Genomic DNA, 19,366 nt, shown 5'->3' on the forward strand with positions numbered 1-19,366 from the left:
GCCCCACCACCGCTCCCCGGTGCCGGCCGCGCGGAATCCCGGCCGCGGCCGGCACCGGGCACCACGTTCATCGTCCAACCACACCGTGCGACCGTCACACCGTCAGACGGACGCCGGTCGTCCCGCTCACGCCCGCGGCCACCCCGGCCGGGCTCCAGGAGGATCACCGTGTTCGACCACCGGCTCAGCAGCGAGTACGAGGAACTGCGGCGCACCGTCGCCGAGTTCGCCCAGGACGTGGTGGCGCCGAAGATCGGCGGGTTCTACGAGCGGGAGGAGTTCCCCTACGAGATCGTCCGCGAGATGGGGCGCATGGGCCTGTTCGGCCTGCCCTTCCCGGAGGAGTACGGCGGCATGGGCGGCGACTACTTCGCGCTGGGCATCGCCCTGGAGGAACTCGCCCGGGTCGACTCCTCGGTGGCGATCACCCTGGAGGCGGCCGTCTCGCTCGGCGCGATGCCGATCCACCGGTTCGGGACGGAGGAGCAGAAGCGCGAGTGGCTGCCCCGGCTGACCTCCGGCGAACTCCTCGGCGCCTTCGGCCTGACCGAGCCCGAGGGCGGCTCGGACGCCGGCGCGACCCGCACGACCGCGCGGTACGACGAGACCACCGATGAGTGGGTCATCAACGGCACCAAGTGCTTCATCACCAACTCCGGCACGGACATCACCGGTCTGGTCACCGTCACCGCACTCACGGAACCGATCGCTCGTTCGAGTGAAGAAGGCGAATTCCGCTCGCCAACGCGCGAAATCTCTTCCATCATCGTGCCCACCGGGACCCCGGGGTTCCAGGTATCGAAGAAGTACTCGAAGGTCGGGTGGAACGCATCCGACACCCGCGAACTGTCCTTTACCGACTGCCGCGTCCCCGCGGCCAACCTGCTGGGCGAGCGTGGCCGAGGCTACGCCCAGTTCCTGCGGATCCTCGACGAGGGCCGCATCGCGATCGCGGCCCTGGCCACCGGCCTGGCCCAGGGATGCGTCGACGAGTCCGTCAAGTACGCCGGCACGCGCCGGGCCTTCGGCCGGCCGATCGGCGCCAACCAGGCCATCCAGTTCAAGCTCGCCGACATGGAGCTGCGCGCCCACACCTCCCGCCTGGCCTGGCGGGACGCCGCCTCCCGGCTGCTGCACGGCGAACCGTTCAAGAAGGAGGCCGCGATCGCGAAGCTGTACTCGTCCGAGGCCGCCGTCGACAACGCCCGCGAGGCGACCCAGATCCACGGCGGGTACGGCTTCATGAACGAGTTCCCGGTCGCCCGCTTCTGGCGCGACTGCAAGATCCTGGAAATCGGGGAGGGCACATCGGAGGTTCAGCGCATGCTCATCGCCCGGGAGATCGGCGCCGGGTTCTGATCCGGCCCAACCGGCTCAACACCCCGCTCCTCAGGCGGCGTTGAGGAGCGCCCGACGCAGAGGAGCGGGCCGACGCCTGCGGGGCGGTCGACACCAGTAGCGGCCGACACCATCGGTCGACCCCATCGGCCGACAACGGGGAGACGCCTCCGGGGGCGCGGAAATGCGGCGCCCGACGGAGCGTCAGGGAATCACGATCACCGGGCGGTTGGCCCGCCGCGCCAGCCGTCCGGAGACCGAGCCGAAGATCTTGCCGAGCAGGCCGTGCGTCGTGCCGACGACGATCGCGTCGGCGGCGTACTCGCGGCCGACCTCCTCGATCTCGTGGCAGATGTCGCCGCCCCGCTCGATCAGGATCCACGGCACCCCGGTGAGGAAGTCCGCGCAGGCGAGCTCCAGGCCCAGGACCTCGGTCCGGTGGTCGGGGAGGTCGACGAAGACGGGAGGTTCACAGCCTGCCCAGACAGTGGCGGGCAGGCGGTTGGCGACGTGCACGATCACCAGGCCGCACTGCGAACGGCGCGCCATGCCCACCGCGTACGCGAGGGCGCGCTCGCTCGACAGGGAGCCGTCGAAGCCGACGACCACGCCGTGCTGGAAGACCGGGTCGAGGGAGCGCGCGGACGCGTCCCGGGCCGTCGACTCGGTGTGCGCGCCGGGCAGGCCGGACGCCTCCGGGCGCTCGGCGCCCGGGCCCAGGCGGCCCGTCACCGGAGACCCTGCAGGGTCGGCCGGGTGCCCGCCACGCCGCTGGCGAGGCCCTGGACGGTCGTGCCGGGCGAGGCCGCCCCGTCGGACCAGGCCGCACAGAGCGCGCACGAGGCCCTGGGGAGCACCCGGCTCCGGGCCGGCTTCCTCGGCTCCCGGGGTGCGATCGGCGGTACCAGCGACGCCCGAGGTACCAGCCGGCGCGTCGGCTCGCTGGGCGGCGGCGTCGCCAACCCGCTCGCCGGCGTGCTCGTCGACACGGTCATCAGCCCGCTCGCCCCTGTGCTCACCCCCGCGCTCGTCGGCCGGTGCGCAGCCGGGCTCGTCGGCTTGGGCGTCGACTTGGTCGTCGGCCTGCCTGCTGGCGGGCAGGCGACCCGATACATCGGCGTGCCCGTCGGCTGGAGCGAGGTCCGCGCGGCCGCCGTCGTCCCCGGCGCCTGCGCCCACGCTGCGGGGCGCGTCCGGCTCCACCGGTCGGAAGGACTCAAAACCAGCCATGGCTCACGGCTCTTCAGGGGAGAGGGGCCGACAGGAGAGGACAACGCCGCCCGGGCAGCAGGCCCGCCCACGGGATGACGTCGGTCTGCGCCGCGCAGCACCGTATGTGACCTGTTCCTTTCAGAGTACGACGGGTGTGAGGCCCAGCCCAGCGGTGAAGCCTCGGAGCGGCATTGTTCCCGCGAAAGGAGGATGCGCCCGCCGTCGGCAGTGCGCCCCGCCCGCAGGCCACGCGCCCCCTCCAGAAAGGAGGTTCCCTGGAGCTTGACTGAGCGGACCGGGCGACGCAACAGGCCTGCCGGACACCGTGACCGGACTGTCATGGATCGGCGACGATCCGTTGCGACACGTCGCGAACCGTCACGCCCCGCCAGCCTCAGCCGGCCCGCCCGGACCCACCCGTACGCCAGGTCCTGGAACCCGTTTCAGCCACTACGTACGGCTTCGCGACGCGGTCTGGCATTTGCCAGGTGCATAGGCGCGGCCGCTGGCACCATGCTTGGCATGCCCCTGCTCCTGTTCGACCTCGACAACACGCTGCTCCCCAGGGACGCCGCTTTCCGGGCCTGGGCTCAGGATTTTCTGTCCGAGCGCGACCTGCCGCCCGGAGACCTCGAATGGTTCGTCACTCTCGACGGCGGCGGCTACGTGCCGCGCAGCACCGTACTGTCCGCCGTCCGGCGCCGCTACGGGTTGGACGTCTCCACCGAGTTCCTGCTCGCCCACTACCGACACGGCATCAACTCCCACATCCACTGCCCGCCCGGACACGTCGACGCGCTGCAGGCGGCACGGGCGGCCGGGTGGACGCTCGGCATCGTCAGCAACGGCGGCACCCGGCCGCAGTTGGAGAAGATCCGGCGGACCGGGCTGGGGCCGCTGGTCGACGGCTGGGTCATCTCCGAGGAGGCCGACTGCGTCAAACCGGATCCGCTGATCTTCGAGATAGCCGCCCAGCGGTGCGGCGTCGTGCCCACCGGGACGTGGGCCGCGCACACCTGGATGGTCGGGGACCACGCGCCCGCGGACATCGCCGGCGCCGAACTGGCCGGCCTGCGCAGCGTCTGGCTGCACCACGGTCGGCCCTGGGCCGAGAGCGGCTACCGGCCGACGCTGAAGGCGGCCGGCCTGCCGGAGGCCGTCGGTCAGGTGCTCGCCGCACGCGGCGCGCCGTCGGCCCGGCCGGGTCTGCGCGCGGGCGGGCCGGTCCAGCGGCGGTCCACCGGGGTGCCGGTGCGCGCTGGGGCGCTCCTCGGCGCGCAGACCGGCGCACGGCCGATGGAATCCGCCCCTGACGGCCCGTTCGCGCCTGCTGCCGTGAACGCCGGAACGGCCAGTGCCCCCGGTGGTTCGATGGCGGGGTCGGATGTCCGAAACCGCACCGGCGAGTTTGCCGTGGTCGCCGACAGCCGTCCTGGCCTGGTCCCGGGCGCGGGCCCGGCGACGGACCCGGGGGCGAGCGTGCTGCGCCCCGTCGCGGTGGCGCACCCAACGGCCGTCCGTACGGCGGCGGATGGGGCGGGGCCCGCGCGGACCACGTTCGCCGTGGCGCCGGCGGCGGCCGCCCCGTAGCACCCCGCTTGAACGCGCCACCTCGCGCACCCCGCCCCACACACGCACCGCACGCCCTTCACGCACCCCGCCGCACCGCACCGCACCGCAACTGGCGCCCCGCACCGCAACCAGCGACGACCCCGCCGCGGGGCGGCCCGGCCGTCAGCCGTGCGCGGAGGTCCGGGTCCACCAGCAGGTGCGGGCCTGCGCGGTGAACCCGAGCTTGCGGTAGAGCGGTTCGCCGAGCGAGGTGGCGACCAGAGTGGCCGGGCGGTCGGGGTGCGCATGGGCCAGGGCGGTCTGGAGGACGGCGCGGGCCACGCCCTGGCCGCGCCGGTCGGGCAGGGTGGCGACCCAGTACACCCCGGTGGCCTGGCCGTCGTCGTAGGTGAGGCAGGTGCCGGCGGTGGCGCCGTCGACGCGGCCCAGCCAGGCACGGAGCCCGGGTTCGCGCAGGAGCTGTTCCGGGAGCGCGTCGCCACGGGTCCAGGGCTGCCGGGCGGGCAGCGGGAAGCCGTCCACGATCGCACGCTCGACCTGCGCGAAAGCATCGCCATCCAACGCCTCATCGACCGTCAGGGAGCCGCCGCCGTGCGCCTCCGAGAGCGAGGGGAGGACAGCCGGGACGCCGTCGACCGGGCCGGGTTCACGGGTCATCACCGGCATGACCGGCATCCGGGTGGCGCCGAACCGGGTCAGGTCGAGTGCGCCGTACGGGTCCTCCAGGGTGAAGCAGATGGTCTCCCACTCCTTCAGGAGGTCCGCCAACTCCCCTTCCACCAGCGCTGGTTCGACGTACGGACTGGTGACCACGAAGCGGTGCGAGTCCTCCGGGGTGCGGGCGCAGCGGACCGCCGTCAGGCCCGGGTGGGTGCGGAACCGCCAGCCGTGCACGCGGGCTTGGGCGAGCCAGAAGGCGGCGGCGTTGTCGTTGGCCTGTTCGAGCCGGCTGTTGGTGTTCACGGCAGGACGGTAACCCGGAGGTCGCGCCCCGATTCTGCCGCCCCGGCCCTGGCCGGATGAAGCCTGGGAGGCGCACGATCTCATTTCGTGCGCCCTCTCGTGCACCGCCGATTTTCGGTCAATTTCGCGCCGGTCCCTCCCGCTTGGGCAAATCCGCAGCCCAGACCCGCCGACCGGGCGCGCGCGGGCCGGACGCCCCAGGACCGGCCCCGCGACAACCAGCCACCGTTGCACCGGCCCTCTTCCCAGAAGGGTCGACGGGTGCCACGCTTCGTGATCGAATGCATCACGCCAAATTGCCATGTCGACATAGCGTCGGATGGTGAACTTGTCACAACGGCAATGGTCCACCCGATAGATTTCGATCTTGGCGAGCAGCAGTGCCGCACCACCCACACCACACCACCGAGGGGGCTTGAGCGCCTTGAGCAGGGTGAGCAGGAGCGACGCGGGTCCTGACAGCGGCCAGGCGGCGGCCGGTATCGCGGCTCGGTCCGCGAGAAGCACCGGCACCTCCGCGACCGCCGCCACCACCCGCAACTCCGGCACCCCGGGCGCCGTCTCGCACTCCTCGTACCCCACAGTGCCTTCCCCCGGCATCGCCGCCACCGGCACCTCGGCGGCGGCCGCAGAGCACGGCGGAGCGGCACACGGCGGGCAGGCGTACGGCGGTCCCGCGTACGGCGGGTCGGCACACGGCGGAGCAGTGCACGGCGGCCAGCAGGCGCACTCCGGACAGGTCGTCAGCCGAGGCACCGTCAGCCCGGCGCAGGCCTACGGCGCCGACTTCCCGGCCTATCCCGGCTACCCGGGGGCGGGCGGAACGATCGGCGCGAATGGCGCGATCGGCGCGAACGGCACCCCTGGCCTGAACGGCGCCCCCACCGGCTCCCTGGGCGGCCCCCTCGCCGGCCTCCCCCTGGGCTCCCCCGGTCACGACCCGCTGGGCCACGGCGGGCCGGGCGCGAACGGCTCGTCGACCCCGATGACGGTCTCCGCCCCGCGCAAGCTCTCCGGCCGCCGACGCCGGGAGACCGTCGCGGTGCTGATCTTCGGCGGCGCCCCGATCTTCGAGAGCTCGATCCCGCTGTCCGTCTTCGGCGTCGACCGCCAGGACGCCGGGGTGCCGCGCTACCGGCTGCTGGTCTGCGCCGGCGAGGACGGCCCGCTCGCCACCACCGGCGGCCTCACCCTCTCCGCTCCGTACGGCCTGGAGGCCCTCGCCCGGGCCGGCACGATCGTCGTACCGGCCTGGCGCTCGATCTCGCAGCCCCCGCCGGTCGAGGCGATCACCGCCCTGCGCAAGGCCCACCACGAGGGCGCGCGGATCATCGGGCTCTGCACCGGCGCCTTCGTCCTGGCCGCCGCCGGCCTGCTCGACGGCCGCCCGGCGACCACCCACTGGATGTACGCGCCGACGCTGGCCAAGCGCTACCCCCGGGTGCACGTGGACCCGCGCGAGCTCTTCGTCGACGACGGCGACGTGCTCACCTCGGCCGGCACCGCCGCCGGCATCGACCTGTGCCTGCACGTGGTGCGCAGCGACCACGGCGCCGAGGCGGCCAACGCGCTGGCCCGCCGCCTGGTGGTCCCGAGCCGTCGCAGCGGCGGCGGACAGGCCCAGTACATCGACCAGTCTTTACCTGAGGAGATCGGCAACGACCCGCTGGCCGAGGTGGTCACCTGGGCGCTGGAGAACCTCAACCAGCAGTTCGACGTCGAGGTGCTGGCTGCACGCGCGTACATGAGCCGACGCACCTTCGACCGGCGGTTCCGCACGCTCACCGGCAGCGCGCCGCTGCAGTGGCTGATCACCCAGCGGGTGCTCCAAGCGCAGCGGCTGCTGGAGACCTCGGAGCTGTCGGTGGACGACGTCGCCCGTCGGTGCGGGTTCCGTTCGCCGGTGGCGCTGCGCGGGCACTTCCGCCGCCAGCTCGGGGTCTCGCCGGCCGCGTACCGGACCAGCTACCGGGCGCGTCGGCCCGGGCCGCAGTCGGCGGTGCCGACCGGTCCGCACGGCGGCGACCTGCGGCTGCCCGGCGCCCTGCCGCACGCGGCGGCCACGGCCGGGTCGGCAGCGGGCGCGGCGCTGTTCGGCGGGGCACACGGCAACCAGCACGGCGCGCAACACAGCGCACAGCACGGCGCGCAGCCCGCGTACCCGTTCCCGGCCGGGAACGGCGCACCGGCGCAGGTCGGCCCGCACGGCCAGCCGCTGCCGCACGGCGCGTCGCCGGCCGCGGCGGGGCAGCCGGGCCCGCACGGCCAGCCCGGCCCGTTCGGTCCGGGGCAGGCCGGGACGCCGGCCGACCGGGCCTTCCACGCCCGGGCCGGGCAGCCGTACCCGCACCAGCAGGCCGCGCAGCAGCCGCACCCCGGGCAGCAGGGTGCGGGGCGCGGTCCGGTGCGGTCGCCGCTGGTGCCGCCGCAGGCCGGGTCGGGGGCGGGGCGTCCGCCGCGCACCGCGGAGCACGCGGCGGCGGAGGACGGCCACCCCCAGCCGGGGGCGCGCGGCCAGGGGCAGGGGCACCGCAGTGCGGTCGAACGGCCCGCGGACGAGCCGGGTGCCGCGGCGGGCTCCGCCCGCGGTCACGGCTCGGCGACCGGCCGGGTGCCGGCCCCCGCCCCCGCCGGGCAGCCGGCGACCGGGGCGGGCGAGCTCCGGGGCCGGCAGGCGCGGGTGCCGCAGGCCCGTCCGCAGGGCGGCCGGGCGGCGGCGGCCGACGGTGCCCGGGCGGCGCGCGAGGCCCGTCCGACTCGGGACGGCCACGCGGTCCGGACCGGGCGGGAGGGCGAGCGGCCGGACGGCCACGGACCGCACGGCGGCGCGGAGGAGCACCAGGCCGAGGGCTGTGCCCCGGAGCCCCGCTCGGCTCCGCCGGTCCCCGCGGCGCGTGATCGCGCCGTAGGGTGAGTTGTGTGAATGACCGTTTGGTATGGATCGACTGTGAAATGACCGGCCTCGACCTCGACCAGGACGCCCTGGTCGAGGTCGCGGCACTGGTGACGGACTCCGAGCTCAACATCCTCGGCGAGGGTGTGGACGTCATCATCCGCCCGCCGGCGGAGGCGCTGGCGGGCATGCCCGAGGTGGTGCGCGCGATGCACACCTCCTCCGGCCTGCTGGAGGAGCTGGAGCAGGGTGTGACGCTGGCCGAGGCGGAGGCGCGGGTGCTCGCGTACATCCGCGAGCACGTGCCGGAGGCCGGCCGGACGCCGCTGTGCGGGAACTCGGTGGCCACCGACCGCGGCTTCCTCGCCCGGGACATGCCGGCCCTGGAGAAGCACCTGCACTACCGGATCGTGGACGTCTCCTCGATCAAGGAGCTGGCCCGCCGCTGGTACCCGAAGGCGTACTACAACAGCCCGCAGAAGGGCGGCAACCACCGGGCGCTGGCCGACATCCGCGAGAGCATCGACGAACTGCGGTACTACCGCGAGGCGGTGTTCGTCCCGCAGCCCGGACCGGACACCGACACCGCGCGCGCCATCGCCGAGAAGTACCAGGCCCCGGAGGGCTGACCCGAGGAGCCCGGGGGAGGTGCCCGCGTTCGCCCGGACGAAAGCCTGGCGCGAGCACCCTCCCGGATCCTGTAGAGTTCTTCCTGTCGGAACGGGAACGCGGAAGCGGGAACGGGCCGGACAGATGGTGGGTGTAGCTCAGTTGGTAGAGCACCTGGTTGTGGTCCAGGTGGCCGCGGGTTCAAGTCCCGTCACTCACCCCAGAGCCTGAGGGGCCGATCTCTTCGAGAGATCGGCCCCTCAGGCGTTTTCGCGTTCCCTCAACTCTCCACCGCGGTTCGGGTTTTCCCGGCGCAGGCCTGCCACCAGAAGCTACCGGCTAGTAACATTCCTGCCATGACCACACCTTCGATCGGCCAGCTCCTCGACTCCACCGTGCCGATGGCGCACACCCTCAAGCTGGAGTACCTGGAGACCACCCCGGACCGCGCCGTACTGCGACTGCCCGACCAGCCCGCGTACCACAACCACGTCGGCGGACCGCACGCCGGCGCGATGTTCACCCTCGCCGAGTCCGCCAGCGGCTGCATCGTGCTCGCCGCCTTCGGCGACCAGCTCTCCCGGGCCGTGCCGCTCGCGGTGAACGCCGAGATCGCCTACAAGAAGCTCGCCATGGGCGAGGTCACCGCCACCGCCGTCCTCGGCCGCCCCGCCGCCGAGGTCGTCGCCGAGCTGGACGCCGGCGGCCGCCCCGAGTTCCCGGTCACCGTCGAGATCACCCGCGCCGACGGCGCCGTCACCGGCGTGATGACCGTCACCTGGACCCTGCGCCCCAACTCCTGATCGCGCCACGGCCGGTGGCCCCGGACAACCCGGCCCGGGGCCACCCGCGCGATGACTGTCCGTGACGGCGGGCGTGACCTCACGACCCGTCCGCTCGTTCTCAACTCACATGCGAGCCAATCACGCGACCAAGCCCCAGGAACCCGCCCCCCGCGGCGTCGGCGCACGGCGCGCGATCGGCCGGTGGCTGCCCCGCGTCCTCGCCGCCGGCGGCGCCCTCCTCGCCCAACTCGGGGGCTTCGGCGCGCAGGCCGCCTGCGCCGACCCGCTGCCGGACCAGACCCGACCCGCCGTCCGCCGCACCCTGGCCGGCGGGCCCGCGCCCGGCCGGCTCGTCCAGGCCGGGCGGCCCGCGTACGACGGTCCGTCGGCCGAGCGGTCCGACGACCCCGGGCGCCCGGCGGCCGAGGAGGCCGAGCGCCCCTCCCCCGGGCTCGTCGGGGAACTGACCGGCACCGTCCCCGACGCCGGGATCGACGGCGCCACCGGCACGGTCGGCAGCGTCTTCCAGGACCGGATCCGAGCCGGCGGACTCCCCCTGCCCGGGCAACGGGCCGCCGTCCCCGACGCCTTCGCGATCGCCTCCGGCCTGCTCGACACCATCCCCGCCCAGGACCGCCCCGCCGAGACCCGCGCCTCCCGGGAGGGCGGGCCCGCCGAACTGCCCGCCACCGCACGGTCCGGCGCCACCGGCGTCCGCTCCGCCGCACCGGCCGCCACCGCCCGCCCGTCCGGGGCGGCCGGTGCGCCCCCGGTCCAGGAGGCCACCGCCCCGGACGGGCGGAGCGCGGCCGGACCTGACCGGACGGGCGCCACCACCGCCCTGCCGGTCGGGCCCGGCGCACCCGCCCAGCCGTCCGAAACCCTCGCGCTCGCCGACACCGCCACGGTGACGGCCGTGGGCGACGGTTCCGCCACCGCGACCGCCGTCCTCGCGCCGATCGCCGCCGGGCTGCTGCTGACCGGCGCGGCCATGTGCAAGCACCGCGGCCTGCCGCGCGGGCACTGACCGGGCTCGCGCTCCTGGCGACGGTTCCAGCGCCGGCCGCGGACGTTCACGCCCGGGGGCAACCCTCCTCGGGGTGGTCAGCGGAAGACGCCCGGGGGCGGGGCCGGGGAGGGGGCGGCGGTGGCGTCCGTGGCGGGGACGGCCCCGGCGGCGAACGCGGTGAGGGCGGAGCCGTGTTCGACCCGGCCGAGGGCGGCGTCGGAGGCCACGCGGCGGGTGAGGTCGGCGATCGGGAGGGGGGCGTGGGCGCCGGCGAGGACGAGGTTGCCGAAGCGCTTGCCGCGCAGGACGGCGGGGTCGGCGACCAGGCACAGTTCGGGGAAGACCGCGCCGAGGGTGGCGATCTGGGAACGGGCGAAGGGCAGCGCCGAGCCGTCGGCGATGTTGGCCGCGTACCAGCCGCCGGGGGCGAGGGCGCGGGCGGCGAGGGCGGTGAACTCGACGGTGGTGCAGTGGGCCGGGGTGCGGGCGCCGGAGAAGACGTCGGTGATGACCAGGTCGACGCTGCCCTCGGGGGTGCGTTCGAGCACGCTGCGGGCGTCGGCACCGCGCACCTTGATCTGCCAGCCGCGCTCCAACGGCAGCTCGGTGCGGACGAGTTCGGTGAGCGCGGTGTCGATCTCGGCGACCTGCTGGCGGGAGCGGGGCCGGGTGGCCGCGACGTAACGGGCCAGGGTGAGGGCGCCGCCGCCGAGGTGCAGCACGGTGAGCGGGCGGCCGGACGGGGCGACCAGGTCGATCAGGTGGCCGAGCCGGCGCTGGTACTCGAAACCGAGGTGGGTGGGGTCGGCGAGGTCGACCATGGACTGCGGGGCGCCGTCGATCAGCAGCGACCAGGCCGCGGGGCGGTCCCGGTCGGGGCGCAGTTCGGCGAGGCCGGAGCCGACCGGGCGGGTGAGCGGGCCCTGGGCGTGGGTGCGGCCGCCGGGGCCGGTGACGTCCGGCTCGGTGTCGCGCTCGGTGCCGCGGCCCGTGCCCCGGGCTGCTCTGCTGCTTCGTCCCATGACCGCCATTATCACCGCCGGGCGGGGCGGCCTCGCTGGTCAGGGAGGTCCGGGAGGAGGTCCGGGGGGCGTGCCAGGTGGATCCGGCCGGAGGGGCGGGCCAGGCTCGCGGGCCCGGCGGGATCCGCACGGCACGCCCGCTAGAACGGGCCGAGGCCGCCTGCGGTGAGCGTGCAGGCGGCCTCGCAGAGGGCGGAGCGGAGCACCCAGGCGTCGGTGGGGCGGGCGGCGCAGGCGGCGCCGGAGGGGGGCATCACCCACCGCGGGTCGGTGGCGGTCGGCAGCAGGGCGCCGGCGGTACAGGAGCTGCCTGGCAGGTGCCAGGTCTCGCTGGTGCCGACGGGGACGAGGAAGGTGACGGTGCTGCCGTTGCGGCTCTGCAGGACGGCCCCGCAGGCCCTGCGCAGCCGCAGGATGTCCACCGCTTCCAAGCCGTGCCGCAGGGCGACCGTCACGGTGTCGCAGCTGGTGACGAGGGTGTCCTGGTCCGGTCCGGGGCCGAGGCGGTGGCCGGGGTGCCGGCCGCCGCGGGGGGCGCGTCCGCCTTCGACCGGGCCCCGGCCGGGGATCCGGTCGTCGGCCGGGTCGGGGAGCAGGGCGGGGGCGGCGCCGGCGAGCACGCCGCCGGCGGCCGGTCGGTACTGCGACAGTCCGGTGGCCATCATGGGCCCTCCTGTACCTCGTCGGGTCAAAAGCGCCGCCGCCCGGGAGGTGGGGGGCCGCGGGGACGGACGGCAGGCCGGGGCGACGGCCTGGGCTTCCACGTATCAGGACAACGCGGCGGACACCTCACAGGCCACGGGGCGCCTTACAGCAAGGCATGGCATTTCATGGCGGATAACCCGCAACCACGCCCGCTTTATACCGAATTGGGGGCACATCTCCCATAAACCGGCTGTGGTCGACCGGTCACGCCCGGTACTGTCGGTGGCGGATCACGACGACCCCACCGGCCACACCGGGCCGTTCCCGCACCGTCGCGCACCACCGTGGCGACACCCGGACCGTACCCGCACTTCGCCCCCGCACCCGACACCCGCGCACCTCCGGCGCCGCCGGCCGCGCGCCCGCACCACCACCCTCCGCACGACCACGGAGCGCACCATGGCAGCCACCCCACCGGCCGAGCCGAACCGCCCGTCACCCAACGCCGTGATGCGCGCACTGCGCGGCAACCGCTCACCCGGCGAGTTCGCCATGGCCGTGCGCCGGGCGGCCCGGGAGATCGGGGAGCACGTGTCCTGCGACGCCCGCTACGTCGGACGGGTCGAATCCGGCGAGATCCGCTGCCCCAACTACGCCTACGAGCGGGTCTTCCGGCACATGTGGCCGGACCGCACGCTCACCGAACTCGGCTTCTCCCCCCGGACCGCCGTCCGCCGCCGCCCGGCGGACGGCGCCGGCGCCGGCGGGAGAGCCCAAGCCCCCCCGCTCCACCCACCGTTCCCGCCCCCGCCCGCCCCGCGCTCACCGCTCTCCACTCAACTCCCGTACGCTGCCTCGCCGTACGCGGATCCAGCCGCTCCGAACAGGCCCCCGTGGCCGAGGGTCGTCGCGGCGCCCCGGGGGCCTGATGGATCGCCCTATCTCGACGAGGAGAACGACGACGTGCGTCGCCGTACGTTCCTGGCCGGCGGCCCGACCGCGCTGGCCACCGTGATCGGCATCGACCGGCCGACCGTGGCCGCCGCCGCGGCCACCGGCGGTGCCGCCGCCGCCCCTGCCGCGCCGGTGCTGTTCGAGCCCGTCCCCGGCGCCTTCGTGCCCGGCCGCCCCGGGCCGGTACCGCCACCCCGCAAGGTCGGCGCCGCCGAGGTGCTCGGCGTCGAGCAGGCCGTCCGGGAGATCCGGCTGGCCGACGACGCGCACGGCGGCGACACCCTGTTCGAACGCGCCGGGCAGTCGCTGCGCACCGCCTACCTGCTGCTCAACGAGGGCGAGTACAGCGCGGAGACCGAACGCCGGCTCCAGGCCGGGGCCGGCGAACTCGCCATCTCGGTGGGCTGGTTGGCGCACGACTCGAACCGGCTGGCGGACGCCCGTTCGCTCTACGCCGAGGCGCTCGCCACCGCCCGCATGGCCGGCGACGCCGCACTGGAGGCGCACGTGTTCTGCAACAGCGCCTTCCTCGCCCGGGACGCCGGCCGCCCCCGCGAGGCGCTGCGCGCCGCCCAGGCCGGGCAGGTCGCCGCCCGCCAGCTGGACTCCGCCCGGCTGCTCGCGCTGCTGGCCATGCGGGAGGCCGGCGGCTGGGCACTGCTGCAGGACCGCGCCGCCTGCGAACGCGCGATCACCCGGGCGTACACACTGTTCGACCGCGGCCGCGCCGAGGGGGATCCGGAGTGGATGTCCTTCTTCGGCGAGGCGGAGATCGCCGGCCTGCAGTCGCAGTGCTGGTCCGCACTCGGCGACTGGGACCGCGCCAGCGAGCAGGCCGGACTGGCCATAGCGCTGCAGAAGCCGCACTTCGTCCGCAACCGGGTGCTGTACACCGCCGAGCTGGCCCACGACCGGCTCGGCCGGGGCGACTTGGCGGGTGCGGCGCACCACGGTTCGGCCGCCGTGGCACTGTTCGGCGAGGTCCGCTCGGCCCGGATCCGGAGCATGCTGGCGGACACCGCCGAACGGCTGCGCCCGCACGCCGGCGTGACCGAGGTCCGCCACTTCCTGACCGGGTACGACCAGGCGGCGGCCGCCTGAGGCACGGCTCCTGACGGTCAGTCAGTGACCGGCGGCCAGGCCCTCCAGGTGGGAGAGGTCGTTCCAGACCTCCACGGCCGGCGCGCCGTACTCCCAGGAGAGCACGCAGAGCGCGGCGGTGCCGAGCTTGAAGCGCTGGGCGAACTCGGGCGGCAGGCCCAGCCAGCGCGCGGTCAGGATGCGCAGCAGGTGGCCGTGCGCGAACAGGACGACGTCCCGGTCCGCGCAGTGCATGACGGTGGTGTCCGGCTCGGGGACGCCGTGCTCCTCGTTGAGGCCGGCGAGGAAGGCGTCCACCCGGGCGGCCACCTCGGAGAGCTTCTCGCCGCCTGGCACGCCGTCGCGCCAGATCAGCCAGCCGGGGTGGTCGGTGGCGCGGATGTCCGCGCCGGTGCGGCCCTCGTACTGGCCGTAGTCCCACTCCAGGAGCTCCGGGCGCTCCACCGCCCGGTCGCCGAAGCCGGCCAGGGCGCAGGTCTCCTTGGCGCGGCCGAGCGGGCTGGTGTAGACGAGCGCGTCCGGCAGCCCGTTCCAGGGGGCCTTGGCGAGGCGGGCGCCGAGCGCCCGGGCCATCGCCCGGCCCTCCTCGGTCAGCGGGATGTCGGTGCGGCCGGTGTGGCGGCCGGTGGCCGACCATTCGGTCTCGCCGTGGCGGACCAGCACGATTCGGGCGGGCATGGCAGGCTCCTCGCAGCGGGGTGGTGGCAACGGTCGGTCTCACCCTTGAGCACCGGGTTCCATGATCCCTCACCCGGACGGCGGGCACGATCGCGGGCCGGACCGAAACGGTCCGAAGGCGGCCCCGGATCGAAACGGTCCGGAGGCGGCGCCGGTCCGAAACGGTCTCGGCACCCGGGCCGACCGGGGCGCGAGGTGTCCCCCATCCGGCACGCACGCGCGGTTCAGGCCGGAACAGACCGGTCCGCACCGCATTGTCGGACCCGGGTGCGACACTGGGCCGCACCATGAACGTCTCGACGAACGTCCCGTCCACCGGGCACGCTGAGCCGCTCGCCCAGCGGCTCGCCGAACTGCGCGGTCCCGCGCCGCAGCGCAGCCTGAACGCCCGTTCCCTCGCCGCGCTCGCCGCCAATCCGGGCTGCCACCGCCGCGCCGTGCTCGACGCGGCGGGGGTGGACAAGTCGACGCTGGCCGCCCGGCTCGGCCGCCCCGCGCCCTTCGGGCAGTCCCCGTTCGCGATCGCCCGCGGCGTGATCTTCGAGTCCCGGCTGAAGGCGGACGACTACGCCGCGCTGCTGGAGCCGCTGCGCGGCCACCTCGGCGTCCCGGCGGACGGCGGCACCCCCTTGCAGGTGCCGGATCTGCTGCACCGCTCCGGGCCCGCCGTCCGGGCCGACCGGACGGTCGAGGCGCTGGCCCGGGCCGCCGCCGACCCGGACGCCTGGACGCTGCTGGACCACCCGATGCTGCGCCTGGACGTGGCCGGCGGCACCGCCTACCTGGAGCCGGACGCGGTCGTGGTGCACGGCGGCCGGTGCACGGTGGTCGAGATCAAGTCCTTCCCGGTGCTGGACGGCGGCGCGGACCCGGCCAAGGTCGGCGCCGCCGCCCGCCAGGCCGCCGTGTACGTGCTGGCGCTCCAGCGGACCGCCGCCGCGCTGGCCGGCCACCCGCTCGCCGACGACCCGTACACCGAGCAGCGGCTGCCCGGCAGCCCCCGGTCGAGCGTGCTGCTGGTCTGCCCGAAGGACTTCGGCAACCGGCCGACGGCCGTCGCCGTCGACGTCCGCCGCGAGCTCGCCACCACCCGCCGCCAGCTGAGCCGGATGACCGGCATCGACCGGCTGCTGGCGGAGCTGCCGGCGGGCGCCGACTTCGACCTGGCGGCCGACGAGGAGGGCGTGCCGGCCCGCTCCGCCGAGGAGCTGACCGCCTCGGTCGAGGCGGTGCCCGCCGCGTACGGCCCGGACTGCCTCTCCACCTGCGAGCTCGGCTTCCACTGCCGCGCCCAGGCCCGCTGCGGCGACCGGGTCGAGCAGCTCGGCCGGGGCGTGCGCGGCGAACTGGGCAGCATCCGGACGGTGACGCGGGCCCTGGCCGCCGCCGAAGCCGTCATCAGCCTGGACACTGACACCGCCGACGTGGGCAAGGACGCGGACGTGGACGAGGCGGCCGAACGGCTGGCCTACGCGGCCGCGCTGCGCGCCGAGGCGCTGGGCAAGGCCCCGACGGCGGGTCACGCATGAGCGGGCGCAGCACGGCCGTGCGCGAACGCGGCGGGCCCGAAGCGGGGGCGCGCGCATGAGCCTGCTGACCACCCTCGCCCGGCTGGAGGCCGTCCGCAGCGGGCGGGCCGAGCCGCTGGCCACCGTCCGGCACCGGCACCTGTCCGACCGCCCGATGGTGGTCGTGCCGTTGACGGCCGCCGGTGAGGCCGGCGCGCCGCTGGCGGTGCTGCTGGGCACCGACCGGGACGCGCCCCGGCTGCACCTGGTGCCGCAGCCGCTCAACCGCACCCTGCGGTTCGACTTCCTGGCCGAGCTGGCCGCCGACCTGCTGCCGTACCTGGAGTCCTTCGCCGAGGACGTGGAGCAGATCGAGGGCTCCGAGAAGGACCCGGAGACCGGCGAGAAGACCCAGGTGTTCCGCGAGCTGTGCGCCGACGCGCCGCAGCTGATCGTGCCGAACGGCGCGGGCGTGCGGCACCTGGCCCTGCTCGGCCGCTCCACCCGGTTCCGCCGCACGGTCGAGGACGACGAGCCGGGGCCGTACCCCGCGCCGGTGCGGGTGCCGCTGCTCGGCCGCTGGCTGACCCACCTCACCGACCGCGCCCAGGTGCCCGGCACCAGCCTGCTGCTGCCGATGACCGGCTTGCTGGCCCGGCACTGGGCCACCGGCCAGAGCCACCTGGAGGACCAGCACCTGGCCGCCCACCTGGCCTGGCACGCCCCGCCGGGCGGCCTGACCGGTGCCGAGGCGGCCGAGCGCGCCGAGTCCGCCCGGGACGACCGGGGGCAGTTGCTGCACCCGCCGGCCGGCCCGGCCACCGATCCGCGCTTCGACGAGTTCGTGCTCGCCCCGGCGATCGCCCGCTACGACACCGCGACGGCCGCCCTTCAGCACAGTGCCGAGCAGCGCGACGAGGCCGCCGCCGAGCGCGCCCGGGCGGCCGTCCGGGCGGCGGTCGAGCAGTTGCGCGAGGTGCTGGCGGCCGTGCTGCTGCCCACCTGGCGGGACGTCTGGCGCGGTCTGGACCTGTTGCGCGGGCTGCCGCCCGCCGGGCACCTGGCGGAGCGCTGGACCGGCGACCGCTGGTCCTACACCGGCCACCGGGACCGGCTGGCGGCCGGCGAGCCGCCGCAGCCGCGGCAGGACGACGCCGTCACGGCCGCCCGCAAGCTCGCCCAGCGCGAGCGCGAGCAGACCCGGCTGGACGTCCAGGAGGCTCTGGACGATCCGCTGGCGATGGCCGAACACCGGCTGTCCGGCGAGGCGTTCAGCGGCGTGGTGACCGAGGTGGTGCCGGACTACGACACCACCGGCCGCTCCCCCAAGCCGCGCCCGCTGATCACCCTGCGCACCGCCGACCGCCCGCACGCGGACCTCGGGCGGGAGGCGCACCGGGTGTGGGGGTCCCCCCAGCCGGAGGCCGGCGGCGGCCGGCCCCCGCAGAAGGCGGAGATCGCGGCGGTCGACCCGGCCGGGGGCACCATCACCCTGCGCCTGCTGTCCGGCATGGGGCGCAGGAAGGAGCCCGAGCCGGGCAGCCTGCCCGAGCCCGGCGATCCGGTCACCTTCACCCTGTTCGAGCTGACGGTCCGCCAGTCCGCGCCGCTGCCCGAGCCGGACGACACCCCGTGGACGCACGGCGGCCCGCCCGGCGCCGCCCCCGTACCCGCCCCGTCCGTCTCCGAGGAGTGGGAATGATGGCCGAGTTGAGCGCCGAGCAGGCACCGGGCGCGGCCGCCGACGCCGCCGTGGCCCGGATCCTGGCCGCGACCGTCCACCCGGCGGCCGGCGCCCCGCGCGGCGTGGTGGTCGATTCCCCGCCCGGCGCCGGGAAGTCGACGCTGGTGGTGCGGGCGGCCCGGGAGCTGGTCGAGGCCGGCGAGCGGCTGATGATCGTCGCCCAGACCAACGGCCAGGTGGACGACCTGGTCGGCCGACTCGCCGAGAAGGCACCGGACCTGACGATCGGCCGGCTGCACGCCGCCGACGCCCGGCCCGGCCCGGAGGTGCTGAAGCACGCCAACGTCACGCCCTCCGACAAGGTCACCGAGCTGGTCGAGCACGACGTGGTGGTCTCCACCTCGGCGAAGTGGCAGTGGGTGCGGGCCGAGGCGCCGTGGCGGCACGCGATCGTCGACGAGGCGTACCAGATGCGTTCGGACGCCCTGCTCGCGGTGGCCCGGCTGTTCGAGCGGGCGCTGTTCGTCGGCGACCCGGGCCAGCTGGACCCGTTCACCGTGGTCGGCACCGAGCAGTGGGCGGGCCTGTCGTACGACCCGTCGAGCAGCGCCGTGGTCACCATGCTGGCGCACAACCCGCAGATCGAGCCGCACCGGCTGCCGGTCTCCTGGCGGCTGCCGGCCAGCGCGGCGCCGCTGATCTCGCGGGCGTTCTACCCGTACACGCCGTTCCGCTCCGGCACCGGCCCGGACGACCGTCGGCTGACCGCCGCCGTCCGGCCGGACGGCGGCGCGCTGGACGCCGCGATCGACCGGGCCGCCGAGCACGGCTGGGCGCTGCTGGAGCTGCCCGCCCGGCACACCGTGCGGACCGATCCGCAGGCGGTGGCGGCTGTCGCGGCCGTCGTCCGGCGGTTGCTGGAGCGCGGGCTGACGGCCCGCTCCGAGCAGGGCGAGGCCCCGCTCACCGCGGACCGGATCGCGGTCGGCACCGCCCACCGGGACCAGGCCGCGGCCGTCCGCGCGGCCCTGCTCAAGGTCGGCGTCCCGGTGGACCAGGCGGCCGGCCCGGCCGTCACGGTGGACACCGCCAACCGGTTGCAGGGCCGCGAGTACGACGTCACGGTGGTGCTGCACCCGCTCTCCGGACGGCCCGACGCGACGGCCTTCCACCTGGAGACCGGCCGGCTGTGCGTGCTCGCCTCCCGACACCGGCACGCCTGCATCGTGGTGGCCCGGGCCGGGATCGGCGAGCTGCTGGACGAGCACCCGTCCACCGAGCCGGTCCAGCTGGGCGTCCCGGTCGCCTTTCCGGACGGCTGGGAGGCCAACCATCAGGTGCTGCACCACCTGAGCGGCCACCGGGTGCGACTGGGCTGAGCGGCCGGGCGGGC

15 protein-coding genes, 1 tRNA gene and 1 pseudogene are annotated in these 19,366 nt (G+C 75.4%); 12 read left to right on the plus strand and 5 right to left on the minus strand.

The annotated features are described in order from the left end of the window. The first annotated feature begins 168 nt into the window (after positions 1-168). On the plus strand, positions 169-1,359 hold the full coding sequence (locus tag AB0R04_RS11320; protein WP_063349303.1) for an acyl-CoA dehydrogenase family protein: 1,191 nt from the start codon (positions 169-171) through the stop codon (positions 1,357-1,359). A gap of 183 nt (positions 1,360-1,542) precedes the next feature. Here the strand turns inward: AB0R04_RS11320 and AB0R04_RS11325 are convergent, their stop codons facing one another. Then, positions 1,543-2,022, minus strand: coding sequence for a universal stress protein (locus AB0R04_RS11325; RefSeq protein ID WP_063351389.1), 480 nt, complete (start codon positions 2,020-2,022; stop codon positions 1,543-1,545). Between the two features lie 72 nt (positions 2,023-2,094). On the opposite strand from AB0R04_RS11325, the gene AB0R04_RS11330 reads away from it, so the two are divergent. Together AB0R04_RS11330 and AB0R04_RS11335 are read left to right on the plus strand one after the other, a co-directional pair. Next, the gene (locus tag AB0R04_RS11330) at positions 2,095-2,646 is read left to right on the plus strand and encodes a hypothetical protein (protein WP_363370098.1); all 552 of its coding nucleotides are present in this window, start codon (positions 2,095-2,097) and stop codon (positions 2,644-2,646) included. Positions 2,647-3,072: 426 nt separating this feature from the next. After that, the gene (locus AB0R04_RS11335) at positions 3,073-4,140 is read left to right on the plus strand and encodes an HAD-IA family hydrolase (RefSeq protein WP_363370100.1); all 1,068 of its coding nucleotides are present in this window, start codon (positions 3,073-3,075) and stop codon (positions 4,138-4,140) included. A 144-nt stretch (positions 4,141-4,284) separates the two neighbouring features. On the opposite strand, the gene AB0R04_RS11340 is transcribed toward AB0R04_RS11335, so the two are convergent. Continuing rightward, positions 4,285-5,085: a GNAT family N-acetyltransferase gene (locus AB0R04_RS11340; RefSeq protein WP_363370102.1), complete on the minus strand. Its 801-nt coding sequence runs from the start codon at positions 5,083-5,085 to the stop codon at positions 4,285-4,287. A 985-nt stretch (positions 5,086-6,070) separates the two neighbouring features. Here AB0R04_RS11340 and AB0R04_RS11345 point away from each other — a divergent pair. The 5 genes and pseudogenes from AB0R04_RS11345 to AB0R04_RS11365 all read left to right on the plus strand — a co-directional run. Further along, positions 6,071-7,069, plus strand: a pseudogene (locus AB0R04_RS11345) (helix-turn-helix domain-containing protein); the annotation flags it as partial. 935 nt (positions 7,070-8,004) lie between these two features. After that, on the plus strand, positions 8,005-8,607 hold the full coding sequence (orn, locus tag AB0R04_RS11350) for an oligoribonuclease (protein WP_063349299.1): 603 nt from the start codon (positions 8,005-8,007) through the stop codon (positions 8,605-8,607). 127 nt (positions 8,608-8,734) lie between these two features. Further along, positions 8,735-8,810, plus strand: a tRNA-His gene (locus tag AB0R04_RS11355). A 133-nt stretch (positions 8,811-8,943) separates the two neighbouring features. After that, positions 8,944-9,390 carry a DUF4442 domain-containing protein gene (locus tag AB0R04_RS11360; RefSeq protein ID WP_063349298.1) on the plus strand — a complete coding sequence of 149 codons (447 nt, stop codon included), beginning with the start codon at positions 8,944-8,946 and terminating at the stop codon, positions 9,388-9,390. A 109-nt stretch (positions 9,391-9,499) separates the two neighbouring features. Further along, on the plus strand, positions 9,500-10,399 hold the full coding sequence (locus AB0R04_RS11365) for a hypothetical protein (RefSeq protein WP_363370105.1): 900 nt from the start codon (positions 9,500-9,502) through the stop codon (positions 10,397-10,399). 77 nt (positions 10,400-10,476) lie between these two features. On the opposite strand, the gene AB0R04_RS11370 is transcribed toward AB0R04_RS11365, so the two are convergent. Both AB0R04_RS11370 and AB0R04_RS11375 read right to left on the minus strand, forming a co-directional pair. After that, positions 10,477-11,403, minus strand: coding sequence for a fused MFS/spermidine synthase (locus AB0R04_RS11370; protein WP_363370107.1), 927 nt, complete (start codon positions 11,401-11,403; stop codon positions 10,477-10,479). Between the two features lie 140 nt (positions 11,404-11,543). Continuing rightward, positions 11,544-12,068, minus strand: coding sequence for a hypothetical protein (locus AB0R04_RS11375; RefSeq protein ID WP_208869100.1), 525 nt, complete (start codon positions 12,066-12,068; stop codon positions 11,544-11,546). Positions 12,069-12,507: 439 nt separating this feature from the next. Here AB0R04_RS11375 and AB0R04_RS11380 point away from each other — a divergent pair, with 439 nt between their 5' ends. Then, positions 12,508-14,103 carry a tetratricopeptide repeat protein gene (locus AB0R04_RS11380; RefSeq protein ID WP_363370109.1) on the plus strand — a complete coding sequence of 532 codons (1,596 nt, stop codon included), beginning with the start codon at positions 12,508-12,510 and terminating at the stop codon, positions 14,101-14,103. A gap of 21 nt (positions 14,104-14,124) precedes the next feature. Here AB0R04_RS11380 and AB0R04_RS11385 read toward each other — a convergent pair whose 3' ends face one another. Further along, complete coding sequence (locus tag AB0R04_RS11385; protein ID WP_363370111.1) at positions 14,125-14,781, minus strand: histidine phosphatase family protein; 657 nt, start codon at positions 14,779-14,781, stop codon at positions 14,125-14,127. Positions 14,782-15,068: 287 nt separating this feature from the next. Here AB0R04_RS11385 and AB0R04_RS11390 point away from each other — a divergent pair, with 287 nt between their 5' ends. Genes AB0R04_RS11390 through AB0R04_RS11400 form a run of 3 tightly spaced genes read left to right on the plus strand, consistent with a single transcriptional unit; the run spans position 15,069 to position 19,352 of the window. Next, positions 15,069-16,310, plus strand: a complete 1,242-nt coding sequence (locus tag AB0R04_RS11390; protein ID WP_363370113.1) for a hypothetical protein — start codon at positions 15,069-15,071, stop codon at positions 16,308-16,310. Positions 16,311-16,365: 55 nt separating this feature from the next. Beyond that, positions 16,366-17,991, plus strand: coding sequence for a hypothetical protein (locus AB0R04_RS11395; protein ID WP_363370115.1), 1,626 nt, complete (start codon positions 16,366-16,368; stop codon positions 17,989-17,991). Continuing rightward, positions 17,988-19,352 (plus strand): AAA domain-containing protein, encoded by a 1,365-nt coding sequence (locus AB0R04_RS11400; protein ID WP_363370116.1) that lies wholly within the window; start codon positions 17,988-17,990, stop codon positions 19,350-19,352. Before AB0R04_RS11395 ends, AB0R04_RS11400 begins: the two co-directional genes overlap by 4 nt. Positions 19,353-19,366: the final 14 nt, after the last annotated feature.

This window comes from Kitasatospora sp. NPDC056731, assembly GCF_040687675.1.
Classification (GTDB): Bacteria; Actinomycetota; Actinomycetes; order Streptomycetales; family Streptomycetaceae; genus Kitasatospora.

Excerpts from the sequence above, each read along its gene's own strand:
- AB0R04_RS11360 (WP_063349298.1), top strand. The coding sequence starts at position 8,944 with ATGACCACACCTTCGATCGGCCAGCTCCTCGACTCCACCGTGCCGATG.
- AB0R04_RS11395 (WP_363370115.1), top strand. The coding sequence starts at position 16,366 with ATGAGCCTGCTGACCACCCTCGCCCGGCTGGAGGCCGTCCGCAGCGGG.
- AB0R04_RS11400 (WP_363370116.1), top strand. The coding sequence starts at position 17,988 with ATGATGGCCGAGTTGAGCGCCGAGCAGGCACCGGGCGCGGCCGCCGAC.
- AB0R04_RS11370 (WP_363370107.1), bottom strand. The coding sequence starts at position 11,403 with ATGGGACGAAGCAGCAGAGCAGCCCGGGGCACGGGCCGCGGCACCGAG.
- AB0R04_RS11365 (WP_363370105.1), top strand. The coding sequence starts at position 9,500 with ATGCGAGCCAATCACGCGACCAAGCCCCAGGAACCCGCCCCCCGCGGC.
- AB0R04_RS11380 (WP_363370109.1), top strand. The coding sequence starts at position 12,508 with ATGGCAGCCACCCCACCGGCCGAGCCGAACCGCCCGTCACCCAACGCC.
- AB0R04_RS11335 (WP_363370100.1), top strand. The coding sequence starts at position 3,073 with ATGCCCCTGCTCCTGTTCGACCTCGACAACACGCTGCTCCCCAGGGAC.
- AB0R04_RS11385 (WP_363370111.1), bottom strand. The coding sequence starts at position 14,781 with ATGCCCGCCCGAATCGTGCTGGTCCGCCACGGCGAGACCGAATGGTCG.
- AB0R04_RS11375 (WP_208869100.1), bottom strand. The coding sequence starts at position 12,068 with ATGATGGCCACCGGACTGTCGCAGTACCGACCGGCCGCCGGCGGCGTG.
- AB0R04_RS11390 (WP_363370113.1), top strand. The coding sequence starts at position 15,069 with ATGAACGTCTCGACGAACGTCCCGTCCACCGGGCACGCTGAGCCGCTC.